Origin of the sequence: Demequina sp. NBRC 110053, assembly GCF_002090095.1 — a bacterium.
GTDB lineage: Bacteria > Actinomycetota > Actinomycetes > Actinomycetales > Demequinaceae > Demequina.
In genome coordinates, this window is the sequence record NZ_BBRJ01000002.1 from 1437529 (window position 1) to 1451372 (window position 13844).

General features: G+C 70.7%; 9 protein-coding genes and 1 tRNA gene. 6 read left to right on the forward strand and 4 right to left on the reverse strand.

Translation table 11 applies throughout. The features are described from left to right. Positions 1–47: 47 nt before the first annotated feature. Complete coding sequence (locus B7K22_RS06830; protein ID WP_084039200.1) at positions 48–1184, reverse strand: S-layer homology domain-containing protein; 1137 nt, start codon at positions 1182–1184, stop codon at positions 48–50. A gap of 166 nt (positions 1185–1350) precedes the next feature. On the opposite strand from B7K22_RS06830, the gene tmk reads away from it, so the two are divergent. The 4 genes from tmk to B7K22_RS06850 all read left to right on the forward strand — a co-directional run bounded on the left by tmk (position 1351) and on the right by B7K22_RS06850 (position 4994). Then, positions 1351–2034 carry a dTMP kinase gene (gene tmk, locus B7K22_RS06835; RefSeq protein ID WP_084039201.1) on the forward strand — a complete coding sequence of 228 codons (684 nt, stop codon included), beginning with the start codon at positions 1351–1353 and terminating at the stop codon, positions 2032–2034. Beyond that, positions 2031–3173, forward strand: a complete 1143-nt coding sequence (locus B7K22_RS06840) for a DNA polymerase III subunit delta' (RefSeq protein WP_084039849.1) — start codon at positions 2031–2033, stop codon at positions 3171–3173. The genes tmk and B7K22_RS06840 overlap by 4 nt, the downstream gene beginning before the upstream one ends. A gap of 157 nt (positions 3174–3330) precedes the next feature. Further along, positions 3331–4875 carry an alpha/beta hydrolase gene (locus tag B7K22_RS06845; protein ID WP_084039202.1) on the forward strand — a complete coding sequence of 515 codons (1545 nt, stop codon included), beginning with the start codon at positions 3331–3333 and terminating at the stop codon, positions 4873–4875. A 43-nt stretch (positions 4876–4918) separates the two neighbouring features. After that, positions 4919–4994 (forward strand) — tRNA-Thr (locus B7K22_RS06850). Positions 4995–5106: 112 nt separating this feature from the next. On the opposite strand, the gene B7K22_RS06855 is transcribed toward B7K22_RS06850, so the two are convergent. Further along, a complete protein-coding gene (locus tag B7K22_RS06855) occupies positions 5107–5328 on the reverse strand; it encodes an RNA-binding S4 domain-containing protein (RefSeq protein ID WP_084039203.1) in 222 nt (73 codons plus the stop codon). A gap of 60 nt (positions 5329–5388) precedes the next feature. Beyond that, entirely contained in the window at positions 5389–6852 is a 1464-nt protein-coding gene (locus B7K22_RS06860; protein WP_084039204.1) for an NAD-dependent succinate-semialdehyde dehydrogenase, read from the reverse strand. A gap of 211 nt (positions 6853–7063) precedes the next feature. Here B7K22_RS06860 and B7K22_RS06865 point away from each other — a divergent pair, with 211 nt between their 5' ends. Then, positions 7064–7855: a L,D-transpeptidase gene (locus B7K22_RS06865; RefSeq protein WP_159448793.1), complete on the forward strand. Its 792-nt coding sequence runs from the start codon at positions 7064–7066 to the stop codon at positions 7853–7855. 123 nt (positions 7856–7978) lie between these two features. Here B7K22_RS06865 and B7K22_RS06870 read toward each other — a convergent pair whose 3' ends face one another. Beyond that, a complete protein-coding gene (locus B7K22_RS06870) occupies positions 7979–10183 on the reverse strand; it encodes a hypothetical protein (RefSeq protein WP_144276275.1) in 2205 nt (734 codons plus the stop codon). A gap of 602 nt (positions 10184–10785) precedes the next feature. On the opposite strand from B7K22_RS06870, the gene B7K22_RS06875 reads away from it, so the two are divergent. Then, positions 10786–13809: an FAD-binding and (Fe-S)-binding domain-containing protein gene (locus B7K22_RS06875; RefSeq protein WP_084039207.1), complete on the forward strand. Its 3024-nt coding sequence runs from the start codon at positions 10786–10788 to the stop codon at positions 13807–13809. The last annotated feature ends 35 nt before the right edge of the window (positions 13810–13844 follow it).

A 13844-nucleotide genomic window follows, 5' to 3' on the forward strand; every position in this document is an offset into this window, starting at 1 on the left:
GGGACCGGCGCCATCGGCGCTACTCGGCGGTGCAGGTGCTCAGCGCCTCAGAGCATGCCCATCATGCGCACCACGAACACCGCGGCGGCATCGCGTGTGACCGCCAAGGTGGGGCGGTACTCCTGCCCTCTCGACGTCGACCATCCCATCGAGATGCCCTGGTCGTGCATCCACTGGATCGCCTGCGCATGCTCGGAGTAGTAGCGGGAGCCCTTGTTCGCGGAGACGTCCACGAATGGCGCCGCCGGCGCCCCGGGCTCGACCGCGAACGCACGGTAGAGGAACGAGGCGACGGCATCACGGGTCATCGGGGTCTCGGGCCGATACTCGCGGCCCTTCGACGCGACCCAGCCGCTCGACATGCCCGTCTGGTACATCCACGCGATCGACTCCCAATGCTCCGAGTAGTGCGGCGACGTGGGGTCGGCCGAGACATCGACGAACGGAAGGTCAGACGGCTCCATGGGCTCGGCGCCGAATCCCCGGTGGAGGAAGACGGCGAAGGCGTCGCGGGTCATGCGGTCCAACGGGCGGTACTGGGCTCCCGAGGAGGACTCCCAGCCCTGCGAGAAGCCCTGCAGTCCGACGATGGCGATCGACATCCAGTGCTCGGAGTAGCCCTTCTTGCCACGGTCGCCGTGGACGTCGACGAAGGGCATGTCGCTGAGCGGCAGGATTCCGAGCTCCACGGAGCCGCTGGAGTCATAGGTCCCCGCTGTGGTGGACCTCAGCGTGACCGTGGCCGTGCCGTTCCTCACCCCCGACGTCACCGTTCCTTGGCCGGGGTCGAAGACGGTGCTGTCGAACACGCCCGCACCGCCCAGCGTCGACTCGCCGGTGGCCTTCATGGTCATCGTGATCGTCGTGAACGGGCAGTCGGCGCCGGGATCGATCCACCCGTCCCAGTCGGCGACGGCGATGCCCGCGGTGAGATCGCGGCACACGTCGGTCTCGTTCACGCCGGTGTCCCACGTCTCGATCCGCACGTCGTCGTCGCCCACGGCGCCGGCCGCATCGAACACGAGGGGGCTCTCAGAGCCCAGTGACGGCACGGCGATGACGACCCTGAGGGTGACGGCATCGGAGGCGGCGGCCGATGCTGCGGTCGCACCGCTGAGGACGGTGGTGAGCGCGATGGCGGCTGTGGCGGTGGCTGCAGCCGCGGCACGAGCGCGAGCGAACATGAGATCTCCCCTAGCTGGATGGCGCGTGACGCCTCACCATGAGGCTCTGCCGGCGGCGAATCTAGCAGGGGTCATGCCGGTTCCTGAGCAGCGTGTGGCGAATCCGCCACGGTGAGCCGGCACCCGGCGCTCCGGTCGTGTCATCGCCCGCCGGTAGGTTGGAGCCATGGCGGGATTCTTCGTGGTGTTCGAGGGCGGCGACGGCGTGGGCAAGACCACGCAGATCGACCGTCTCGCGGGCCTGCTGCGAGCGCCGGCCGGTGGAGGCTTCGAGGTCCTCACCACCCGTGAGCCCGGCGGCACGCAACTGGGTCAGGAGCTCCGACAGGCGATCATGCACGGCGGCCACGTCGCGCCCCGTGCCGAGGCACTGCTGTACGCGGCAGACCGCGCCCACCACGTCCACACGAAGGTGCGGCCCGCGTTGGAGCGCGGCGCCGTGGTGATCCAGGACCGCTACGTGGACTCGTCGATCGTGTATCAGGGCGGCGCGCGTGGACTGGGGGAGGAGGTGGAGCGCATCTCGCGCTGGGCCACCGAGGACCTCGTGCCGGATCTCACCATCGTGCTGGACATGGAGCCGTCGCAGGGCCGCCTGGATCGCGAGCTCGACCGCGTCGAACGCGAGACCGCCGAATTCGCCGCACTCATCCGTCAGGCCTTTCTGGACCTCGCCGCGCGTGACCCCGATCGCTACGCGGTGGTGGATGCCGCGCGCAGCATCGAGGACGTCGAGGTCGACGTCACCGCTGTGGTGCGGGCAGCCATGGCCGGCGCCGGGCTCGGGAGCGCCGATGCGCCCGTCGGCCCGGCAGCGGACCCTGGACTCGAGCCGTGGGGCACGCCGTGAGCGTCTGGGCCGAGGTCGTGGGCCAGGAGTCCGCGATCGTGCCGTTGCAGCGAGCCATCGCCGAACGCGACGCCATGACGCACGCGTGGCTCATCACTGGGCCGCCCGGCTCGGGCCGTTCGCACGCTGCACGCGCCTTCGCGGCCGCGCTGCAATGCCTCGAAGGAGGCTGCGGCACCTGCCGTGCGTGCACCACGGCACTCAGCGGCGCGCATGCGGACGTCACGGTGCTCGCGACGGAGAAGGTCACCATCTCCATCGACGAGGTGCGTGGGCTGATCGCGACGGCGCAGTCGTCGCCGAGCGAGGGACGCTGGCGCGTCATCGTGGTCGAGGACGCCGATCGCATGACCGAGCGCACCTCGAACGTGCTGCTGAAGTCCATCGAGGAGCCGCCGCCGCGGACCGTGTGGCTGCTGTGCGCCCCCGCTGCTGAGGACATCGCCGTGACCATCCGGTCGCGCTCGCGTCACGTGAGCCTGCGCGTGCCTGACCCCCAGGTGGTCGCTCAGCTGCTCGTCGAGCGCGACGGCGTGGACCCGGACCTGGCGCGGCAGTGCGCGTATGCGGCGCAGAGTCACATCGGCGTCGCGCGTCGCCTCGCCCGCGACCCGGCCGCGCGAGCCAGGCGCGATCAGGTGCTCGCGCTCGCGACGGAGATCCGCGGCGTGGGGGACGCGGTGCTCGCGGCGGCGGACCTGGTCGCCGTCGCGGAGGAGGACGCGAAGGCCGCCACCGAGGAGCGCGACGTCGCCGAGCGCAATGAGCTGCTCCATACGCTCGGCGCGGATGATGGGGGTCGGCTCCCGCCCGCCCTGCGTGCCCAGGTCAAGCAGCTGGAGGATGATCAGAAGCGACGGGCGACCCGGCTCAAGCGCGACGTGCTCGATCGCGCGATCCTTGACCTCATGTCGCTGTACCGGGACGTCGCGTGCCTGCAGGTGGGCGCAGTCGAGCCGCTCGTCAACGAGTCGCACCGCGGCCACCTCGAGACTCTCGCTGGCCGCACCTCGCTCGCGGACACCATCCGCTGCCTCGACGCCTTGACCGTGACGCGTGAGCGCCTCGCGTCGAACGTTGCGCCACTGCTCGCGCTCGAGGCCATGGCACTGTCGCTGCGGCCACGCGCGGCGGCCTGAGCGGCCCGGGCAGCCCGCGGCACCACCCCGAGCCCGAAGGGCGGCCGTCCGTGCCCAGCGCCGACGCCGACGCGCGTCCTGGGACCGTGGCGGCGCGTATGCCGCACCCAGACCGCCCGCGCATCGGCTCTTCGGCCGCGCCGCATAGAGTGTTCGCATGACCCCACGCACTCGGGCGCTGGCCGGCGCCTCCGTCGCCCTGCTGCTCCTGACCGGGTGCGTTCCCGACAAGACGCAGGTCTCGCCTGGCGAGGCTGGCGGCGACACGTCCGCTCCGGCGACGTCGGACGGGGGCTCGGCGGGCGCAACGGGCGTCTACGAGCAGGAGGTGACGTGGACGGATTGCGATGAGCTCGAGTGCGCGACCATCCAGGTGCCGCTCAACTGGTCGGAGCCCGACGGACCCACCATGGATCTCGCGATCAACCGGTCGCCGGCGGAGAACCCCGACGAGCGCATCGGCTCGCTGCTCATCAACCCTGGCGGACCCGGCGGGTCGGGCCTCGACCTGACGCTGAGCCTGACAGCGATGGCGGGCGACGACCTGCTCGCGGCCTACGACATCGTCGGATTCGATCCCCGCGGCGTGGGGGAGTCGACGCCGCTCGTGTGCGGCACTGACGAGCAGGTCGACGACTACTACCTCCCCGACCGCCCGCTCGAGACGCAGGAGGACGTCGAGGCGTGGGATGAGCTCAACGCGCAGTTCGCCGAGCTGTGCAGCGCCGGCTCGGGCCGGGTCGCTCAGAACGTCGACACCGCGAGCGCAGCGCGGGACATGGACGTCATCCGCGCCGTGCTGGGTGATGACGAGCTGCACTACCTGGGCTACTCCTACGGGACGCAGCTGGGCGCGACGTATGCGCAGCTCTACCCGGAGAACGTCGGCCGGCTGGTCCTCGACGGCGCCGTGGACTTCCTCCTGCCGGGCGAGGAGGTCGGCATTCAGCAGGCCGAGGGTTTCGAGAACGCGCTGACCAACTTCCTGCGGTGGTGCTCGACGCGCGACGAGTGCCCGCTCGACGATGACATCGAGACGGCGCGAGAGCAGATCCAGGACATGCTCGCGAGCGCACGCGAGGATCCCCTCTTCACGGGAGAGGACTGGGAGCTCAACGGCAACCTCATGGTCTACGGGATCGTCGTGACGCTGTACGACGAGGCATCGTGGGAGTACCTCGCGCTGGCATTCGAGGAGGTGATCGACCAGGGCACGGGCGGGATCCTCTACACGCTCGCGAACTTCTACCTCGACCGCGATGGAGGCACGGGCGAGTACCTGTCGAACTCGCAGTGGGCGTTCACGGCCATCAACTGCTTGGACGTCGAGCCCGAGGAGCCGTGGGGCATCGAGCAGTACGAGGACCTGCGCGCGACCATGACGGAGGCGTCCCCCACCTTCGGCTGGTGGTTCGCCTCGTCGACCGGCTGCCAGAACTGGCCGTGGACGGCGGACGAGCACATCACGTCCCTCGACGCTGCGGCGACGGTCGGCGACCGCATCCTGGTGATCGGCACGACCAACGACCCCGCGACGCCCTACGCGTGGTCGGAGTCGCTCACGGAGCATCTCGACGCCACCCTGCTGAGCTACGACGGCGAGGGCCACACGGCCTACGGACGCTCGAACGCGTGCGTCATCGACGCGGTCGACGGCTTCCTCGTGGGCGGGCAGATGCCGGATTCGGGAACTGAGTGCTGACCCGCTAAGATAGCTACTCGCACCCCCGGCCAGCTGGGGGCCCGCCGCCTTAGCTCAGTCGGCAGAGCGATTCACTCGTAATGAATAGGTCAAGGGTTCGATTCCCTTAGGCGGCTCCATCGAGAAGGCCCCGGTCCGGAAGGATCGGGGCCTTCGTGCTCCTCGATCCGTGGTCGTGTCGGCAAGCATCCGCCCGTCCACACGAGATCGCCGCAGGGTCGTCGTTGCCGTCTACTCGCTCATGCGAGCGCTGCGCCCTGCGATGGTCACGACGTCGCCCACCCGCAGTTGGCGCCCGCGACGCAGGTCGACCTCGCCATTGACGAGCACCTCGCCGTCCCGGATCGCCTGCTTCGCCTCGCCGCCCGAGTCCACGAGTCCCGCCAGCTGGAGGAACTGACCGAGGCGGATGTCCCCGCCCGCCTGGACGTCGTCGATCGGTGAAGTCGCCATACGGGCATGCTAACCGCCGCCGCGTTCCCGTCCTCGGCGGCAGGCGCGCGGGCCGACGTGCTACGCGGGTGTCATCGTGTACTTGGACTGCAGGTACTCGTGGATGCCCTCGGCTCCGCCCTCGCGACCCAGGCCGGACATCTTCCAGCCGCCGAACGGCGCAGCGGCGTTCGACACCACGCCCACGTTGAGGCCCATCATCCCGGTGGCGAGCTGCTCGATCATCCGCTGCCCGCGCGCCAGGGACTGCGTGTACACGTAGGACACGAGCCCGTACTCGGTGTCGTTCGCCATGGCGACGGCCTCCTCCTCGGTAGAGAAGGTCGCGATGGCGAGCACAGGACCGAAGATCTCCTCCCGCCAGATGTCCGCCGCCGGCACCACGCCGGACACGACGGTCGGCAGGTAGAAGGTGCCGGGCCCGTCGACCCGAGAACCCCCGGCGAGCACCGTCGCGCCGTGGCCGACGGCATCGGTGACGAGCGCATCGGCCTTGTCGACGGCCGTGGCGTCGATGAGCGGACCGATCGCGACGCCATCGTCAGTCCCGCGCCCCATCCGCATGGCGGCGACGCGCTCGGTCACCCGCACGGCGAACTCCTCGGCGACGGACGCGTGCACGATGAACCGATTGGCCGCCGTGCACGCCTGGCCGATGTTGCGGAACTTCGCCGCCATCGCACCCTCGACGGCGGCGTCCATGTCCGCGTCCTCGAACACCACGAACGGCGCGTTCCCGCCCAGCTCCATCGACGTGCGCAGCACCCCGCCGGCCGCCTGCTCCAGCAGCGCGACCCCGACGCTGGTCGAGCCCGTGAACGACAGCTTGCGCAGGCGCGGGTCGCGGATGATGGGCTCGGACACTGCGCCAGACGAGCTCGTGGTGACGACGTTCACCACACCTGCGGGCACGCCGGCCTCCTCGAGCAGCGCCGCGAGGGCCATCGTGGTCAGCGGCGTGAGCGAGGCGGGCTTGACGACCACCGTGCAGCCTGCGGCGAGCGCGGGCGCGATCTTGCGCGTCGCCATCGCGAGCGGGAAGTTCCAGGGGGTGATGAGGAAGCACGGGCCCACGGGATGCTGGGTGACGATCACCCGGCCGGTGCCCTCGGGGCTGGCACCGTAGCGGCCCGCGATGCGCGGCGCCTCCTCGGCGAACCAGCGCAGGAACTCCCCGCCGTACGTCACCTCTCCGAGCGACTGATCGAGGGGCTTCCCCATCTCGAGCGTCATGAGCAGGGCGAACTGGTCCGCGCGCTCCATCAGCAGGTCGAAGGCGCGGCGCAGGATCTCGCCGCGCTCGCGTGCCGGCGTCGCGGCCCAGACGGGGAACGCGTCGCATGCGGCGTCGAGCGCGCTGATGCCGTCTGCCGGCGTGGCCGATGCGATGGTCTTGATGACCTCGCCGGTGGCCGGGTCCCGGACATCGAGCGTCGCGCCGTCTGCCGAGTCGCGCCACTGGCCGCCGATGTACAGCCCGTCGGGCACCGAGTCGAGCAGCTCGGTCTCACGCGTGTGGGTCATGGCAACTCCTTCATCGCTGGACCGGGTCAGTCTCTCAGGCATCGTGTGAGCCAGCAGCCGCTGCGGGCCGCATCCGGCGGGCGATGGGGGTGCTCATCGTCTGCGGGGAAGCATGGAGGAGGACCGATGCGCCCGTTCGCCCGCGGCTAGACTGAGGCGAGGCGAGGGGAGTTCGATGTCAGGGTTGCGTGGTGCGCACCGATCGACGGCCGTGCACGCAGTAGCAGCCGTCGTCGTCACTGTCCTCGCGCTCGCGGGTTGCACGGGCGACTCGAGCCCGGACGAGAGCGAGGTGGTCGCGAGCGGCACGCCGGTGCCCGAGGTCAGCGCCCCGGACTCATCCCGGTCCCCGGAGGTCGACGAGGCTCCCTCGGTGGCCGCTCCGACGAGCGCCATCGTCGCGACCGCGACCGACTCGAGCGTCGACGTCTACGACGCGCCCGACGGCAACCTGGTCAGCACGGTCGCGGCGGAGGACGTCCTCACGGTGCCCGACCAGACGCCCCTGACCTTCCTGGTCCAAGACGAGGACGCCAGCGGCGAGTGGGTCCAGGTTCACCTGCCGATCCGCCCCAATGGCTCGACGGGATGGATCAGCGTCGACTCGGTGACGCTCGGCTCCACCACCATGCGCATCGAGATTGACCTGGACGACTTCGAGCTGACGGTCCACGACGGCGAGGACGTGGTCCTCGAGTCGGCGGTCGGTGTCGGTCGCGCCGACCGCCCCACGCCCGGTGGGGTGTACTACATTCGTGAGCTCCTCCAGCCTCCGAACCCGGACGGCGTCTATGGGCCGTACGCGTACGGGCTGTCGGGGTACTCTCCCGTGCTCGACTCCTTCGCAGGTGGCGACGCGGTGATCGGCATTCACGGCACTGATGAGCCGGATTCGATCGGCACGCTCGCGTCGAGCGGGTGCATCCGGCTGCCGAACGATGCCATCACCGAGCTCGTGACCGAGGTGGGGCTGCCCCTGGGCACCCCGGTATACGTGTCCTAGCGCGCCGTCGAGCGTCGCGAACCCGGTGTCGGTGCCGCGCGAGCCGCGCGAGTCAGCATAGAAGCGCCCGCCCCGCGGCTGAGGGTTCGCGGAGCGGGCGCTTCCATGGTGCGGGCGTGGGGGTCAGCCCGCGTATGTGGCGACTCCTCTGACGGGAACAGCTGCCGGGAGCGGCGGCGCGCCGAGCACGCCTTCGAACTCCTCGGGCGGAGAGGCGACGCACGTCGGTGTGGCCGGCGGGTAGTTCACCTCGACGGTGAACTCCGGGTTGACCTGGACCCGCACCTGGACGCCATCGCGGGTCCAGCCGAAGTCCTCCTGGGGATCGGCGACCTCGACCCAGCCATCGACCGGGTCGTCGATCCATCCGGGCCAGTCCGTGGGCACGAAGGTGCTGGAGTCGTACGGGTCGATGTCGGCGACGCTGAGCCCGTCCGCCGGACCCACAGTCGCACCTGGCCACAGCACGCGGCCGGCACCCAGCGCATACGTTCCAGGAAGCGTGTAGTCGGGTCCGCCGTCGTTGAGGAAGGTGATCGTCGCGCGCGGCTCCTCGCCGTCCGAGACGCCGTCCAGGGGCAGGTTGTCGGGGTTGTGGATCGAGATGTCGTACTCGAGCCACGGGGAGTCGGCCACGCACAGCTCGCCGATGAAGGACCCCGCCAGCGATGGCTCCTGGGGCTCGGCGCAGCCTCCCTGGAACGCGGCGTCCTCGTCCCAGAGGCGGTCGGTCGGTTGCAGCTCCGAGGCCATGATCTCCATGGACGTGTAGCCGTCGCCGTCCTCCACGCAGATCAGCACCGGCGCGCACTCGTTGCCGTCGATCCAGCGGATCGATCCCTCGGGCGCCGTCCCGTAGTAGGTGACCTTCATCGACTGCCCGTCGATGTACTCGCAGACCTCCTCGTGAAGGACGCCATCGCACTCCGGCGCGGTCGCGGGGTAGGCGACGTCCTCGATGGTGATGGTCGGGTTCACGCTCACCTGGATGTCGACGCCGCCGCGGGTCCACCCGAAGTTGGACAGCCCCACGTTGGTGTAGGTGCCGTCGGCGTGCGCCTGCCACCCGGGCCAGCCGATCGCGGCCCCGGACGAGTCGACCGCGGCCCCCGGCCACAGGAGCAGGCCCTCCCACGTGTGAGTGGTCCCGGTGGCCGAGTAGCTGTAGGAGGTGCCACCGTGCTCGTAGCTCCCCTCCTGGCGAAGCTCGAGCGCGATCGCGTGGTCGCCATCGCCGTTCTTGGCGTTGAGGAAGAGGATCTCAGCGTCCTCGGGATAGGTGACCTCGCCCTGAGGGTCGTTCAGCACGATCGTGAATCCGAGGTACGGGACGCCGTCCACGCAGGTGCCGCCGAGCACCGTGGGCAGCAGGTCCCCGCATCCCTGAGGCGCGATGACCTCGAAGGTGACCTCGAGGTGGGGGAGCGGAGCGGACTCGTCGGCCGTGAACGCTCGCAGCTCATAGACGCCTGGCACGAGCTCGTCCTCGTCGAACGTCGCGCTGTCGTGGCTCGCCACCGTGCCCAGCGTCGTGAGGAGCGCGGGCGAACCTCCTGCGCTCGGGGCGTGATGCAGTTCGAAGCGCACGGAAGGGTGCTCGGCTCCGACGCTCACGGAGTAGTCGAAGGTTCCCGCGGGGTCCTCGCACGTGCCCGACGTGTGGCTCCACTCGAAGCAGTCCCGGGGCGGGATGAAGGTGTGGTTCACGTAGATGGGGCCGTCCTCGGAGTATCCGGCCTCGCCCTCCCCGATCCAGGTGAGCTCGCCCCTCTCGAGCAGCCCGAGGTAGAGCTCTCGATCGGCGAGACTGTCGATGTCGTACAGGTCCATCTGGACCCAGTGGCACGCCGGCGTCTCCTCGCAGTCGATGAGCGTCTGGGGATAGATCGCGTACTGGCCCGGCGTCCCCCACCACTGACCCACCTCCTCGTCGAACTCCAGGTGGTATCCGTCCGCGGGGAGCAGCCAGCAGACGATCTCCTGCTGGCCCTCCCAGCAGTCCTCCGCATCGCCGGTCCACGCGGCGTGGATCTGGGGATCGAACTCGGACGCATCGATCTCCAGCGCGTCGAACTCGCCATGGTCGCCGCGTTCCGCGTACAGGTGACAGACCTGGATGCTCCCGGACTCCTGTGGCTCATCCTGTGGGTCGGTGGGCGGGGAGGTGTGCGCTGCGCGCGCCCGTGGCACCGATGTGGTCGAGTGCGTGGGCCCCTCGCCCAGCTCCTCGCCGTCGTCCGCGGACCGCTCGGCCGCGTTCGCGTCCGCGCCGGGCCCCGCTTCCGGCGGCGCGGCATCGGGCCGAGCAGGCTTCGGCTCAGGGGACATGGCAACCGTGGAGTCGCCAACCGTGGACTCTGACCCGCCGGACGCCGACGCATCGCCCCCAGGCTCGGCGCCCGGCTGATCAGAGTCTGTCCCCCCCTGGGGTTGCGAGGACGCATCGGCCGCGAGCGTGACGTCGCCGGAGGTGCCCCCCGCACCCTCCGACGCCCCCTCGGCTGAGGCGGGCAGAGCCCACCCCCCTAGCGCGAGCGCGGCAGCGCTCGCGGCTGCGACCATGCGCGTCCTCAGCTTCACGATGTCCTCCCCAGCTCGCGGAGGGCAAGGTCGCCGCTCTGACGCCCCCTCAGCACCCCCCGCATCAAGAAACGCTAGTGACGTTTCTCACACTGTCAACACGAACATGTGACAGAAGTGACACATGTGACAGGGGCGCGCTCGTGTGACGGAAGTCACACCCGAATCGTTATCAAGTCGCCGACACGCGCGCATGTGAGGGCGGCGTGCCGCGGCGCGGTCAGCTACCATCCGCGGACCTCGCGCACGATTCCTGAACCTCGACGGCTCCATCTGCACGACCAGTGCGCCCAGCCCGCTGCTCCCGACCGGGCGCCCGCCTGCCGGAGGTCCCGGTGGTGCGTGGAACAATGACTCACGTGACCACGACCGCTGCCGAGACCCGCGATCTCGAGGCGCTCCTCCGCCAGGCGGTCGACGGCGACGTGGACGCGAGCGCGCGCCGCCGCGCCGAGTACAGCACGGACGCCTCCAACTACCGCATCCCTCCCGCGGTCGTGGTGTTCCCTCGCGACGCCGACGACCTGCAAGCGGCTCTCGATGCGGCCCGCACGGCGGGCGCCTCGGTCACCATGCGAGGCGGCGGGACGAGCGTCGCCGGCAACAGCATCGGCCCTGGTGTCGTGATCGACACGAGCCGGCACATGAACCGCATCCTCGACGTCGATCCCGAACGCGGCACGGCCCGCGTGCAACCCGGCGTGGTGCTGTCCGAGCTTCAGAAGGCCGCCGCTCCCCACGGCCTGCGGTTCGGGCCCGACCCGTCGACCACCAACCGCGCGACCCTGGCCGGGATGATCGGCAACAACGCCTGCGGACCGCACGCCGTCGCCTACGGCAAGACGGCGCAGAGCACGCTCGAGCTCGACGTGGTCACCGGCGACGGCCGCCGCCTCGTCGCTGGTCCCAGAACGGCCGATGCGGTGGCTGGCCTGACCGACCTGGTGCGCCAGCACCTGGCACTGGTGCGCACCGAGTTCGGCCGGTTCGACCGGCAGGTGAGCGGCTACTCCATGGAGCACCTGCTGCCGGAGAACGGCGCCGATCTCGCACGCTTCCTCGTGGGAACCGAGGGCACGCTCGCCACGACGCTCGAGGCGACCGTGCGATTGGTGCACATCGCGCCGCACCGCATCACCGTCGCGTTCGGGTACGAGGACATGCCCACCGCCGCGGACGCCGTGATGCCGATCATGGCCCACGGTCCTCATGCCGTCGAGGGTCTCGACGCGCGGCTCGTCGAGCGGATCCGGCTCGCGAAGGGCGACGGCGCGATCCCGGACCTGCCGCCCGGAGCCGGCTGGCTGTTCATCGAGGTCGGCGCGGACACGGAGGACGAGGCGCGGGACATCCTCGCGCGCGTGCGCGCGGACGCGGGGACGGAGTGGGTCAGGGTCCTCGATGACCCTCGCGAGGCGGCGAGACTGTGGGCGATCCGCGCCGACGGCGCCGGTCTCGCGGGCCGCAGTGCGGACAACAAGGAGTGCTGGCCGGGGTGGGAGGACGCCGCCGTCCCGCCGGAACGGCTAGGCCAGTACCTGCGCGACTTCGACCAGCTCATGGACCGCCACGGGGTCACGGGCCAGCCGTTCGGTCACTTCGGCGACGGATGCATCCACGTGCGCCTGGACATCCCGCTGTCAGAGTCCGGCCGTCCCCTGCGAGCCTTCATGGAGGACGCCGCGGCGCTGGTCGCGAGCCACGGCGGCTCGCTGTCAGGCGAGCACGGGGACGGCCGCGCTCGCGGCGAGCTCCTCAGGGCGATGTACTCCCCGGAGGCGATCGCGCTGTTCGGGCAGGTTAAGGCGCTCTTCGATCCCGCAGGCCTGCTCAACCCCGGCGTGGTGGTCGACCCGGCGCCGCTCGACGCCGACCTGCGCCGTCCGGCCGCTCCGCGCGCGGGACTTTCGTCCGGGGGCTTCGCGTGGGCGCACGATCACGGGGACCTCACCGAGGCCGTCCATCGGTGCACGGGGGTGGGCAAGTGCCGTGCCGATGCGATCGGCTCCGGCAGTGGATTCATGTGCCCCTCGTACACGGCGACCAAGGACGAGAAGGACGTCACGCGCGGCCGCGCCCGCGTGCTGCAGGACGCGATCAACGGCACCCTCATCGGCGGGCTCACCGCGCCCGAGGTGCGCGAGTCGCTCGACCTGTGCCTGAGCTGCAAGGCCTGCAGCTCTGACTGCCCGTCCGGGGTCGACATGGCCGCGTACAAGTCCGAGGTGCTCCACCGGACCTACCGCGGCAAAGTGAGGCCTCTGACTCACTATTCCATCGGATGGCTTCCGCGATGGCTGCGCGTCGTCGGCGTCGCCCCTCGCCTCGTTAATGCCGTGCTCAAGCCTGCATGGATCCAGCGGTTCGCGGTGGGCGCGGCGGGCATGGACACGCGCCGGCGCCTGCCCACGTTCGCGGCACCCTTCCACCGCAGCGCCGATGCCCGCGCGCGGCGAGCCTCGACGCTCGGCGTGGAACCGGGGTCGCCGCGCCGTTCGGCCAGCGAGGACCAGGTCGGCGGAAGCGCGGCGCGCGGCATGAGAGGCGGAGGCGACGGCGACCTCGAGGGCCCCGCCGGCGGCCAGATCGCCGACGCCGATGCCACGGCGACGGGCGATGCCGGGCCAGCACGCGCATCGGCGGGCCGCCGGGTGGTGCTGTGGGCGGACAGCTTCAGCGACGGCCTCGACCCCGAGATCCCTGGCGCGATCCTGCGCGTGCTCGAGGCCGCCGGCCTCGAGGTGATCGTCCCCGATGCGCAGGCGTGCTGCGGCGTCACGTGGATCTCCACGGGACAGCTCGATGCGGCGCGCAAGCGCCTGGAGGACCTGCTGACGGTGCTGGGGCCATGGGCGGTCAACGGGGTGCCGATCATCGGGGTGGAGCCGTCATGCACCGCGACGCTGCGCAGCGACCTGCTCGAGCTGCTGCCAGACGATCCGCGCGCGCACGCCGTCGCGCGCGGCACGTTCACGCTCGCTGAGGTGCTCACCGGACGCGCACCCGTGGCCCCCTCCGACGCGTGGGTCGCGCCCCGCCTCGACGACGTCACGGCTGTGGTGCAACCGCACTGCCACCAGTACTCGGTGGTGGGCTTCGGCGCCGATCGCGAGTTGCTCGCGGCGCTCGGCGCAACGGTCACGGAGACCGCGGGCTGCTGCGGACTGGCAGGCAACTGGGGCACCGAGAAGGGGCACTACGACGTCTCGGTGCAGGTCGCGGAGAGCTCGCTGCTGCCCGCGCTGCGCGGGGCTCCGGAGGGGGCGATCTACCTCGCGGACGGCGTCAGCTGCCGAACTCAGGCCGACGACCTCGCCGGGGTGCGGGGCCGCCATCTCGCGGAGCTGCTGGCTGAGCGTCTTCCCCACGCCTGATCTTCCGCAGCAGCGCCTTCGGGCCCCGTGACGGG

Excerpts from the sequence above, each read along its gene's own strand:
- B7K22_RS06830 (WP_084039200.1), bottom strand. The coding sequence starts at position 1,184 with ATGTTCGCTCGCGCTCGTGCCGCGGCTGCAGCCACCGCCACAGCCGCC.
- tmk (WP_084039201.1), top strand. The coding sequence starts at position 1,351 with ATGGCGGGATTCTTCGTGGTGTTCGAGGGCGGCGACGGCGTGGGCAAG.
- B7K22_RS06845 (WP_084039202.1), top strand. The coding sequence starts at position 3,331 with ATGACCCCACGCACTCGGGCGCTGGCCGGCGCCTCCGTCGCCCTGCTG.
- B7K22_RS06855 (WP_084039203.1), bottom strand. The coding sequence starts at position 5,328 with ATGGCGACTTCACCGATCGACGACGTCCAGGCGGGCGGGGACATCCGC.
- B7K22_RS06860 (WP_084039204.1), bottom strand. The coding sequence starts at position 6,852 with ATGACCCACACGCGTGAGACCGAGCTGCTCGACTCGGTGCCCGACGGG.
- B7K22_RS06870 (WP_144276275.1), bottom strand. The coding sequence starts at position 10,183 with ATGTCCCCTGAGCCGAAGCCTGCTCGGCCCGATGCCGCGCCGCCGGAA.
- B7K22_RS06875 (WP_084039207.1), top strand. The coding sequence starts at position 10,786 with ATGACTCACGTGACCACGACCGCTGCCGAGACCCGCGATCTCGAGGCG.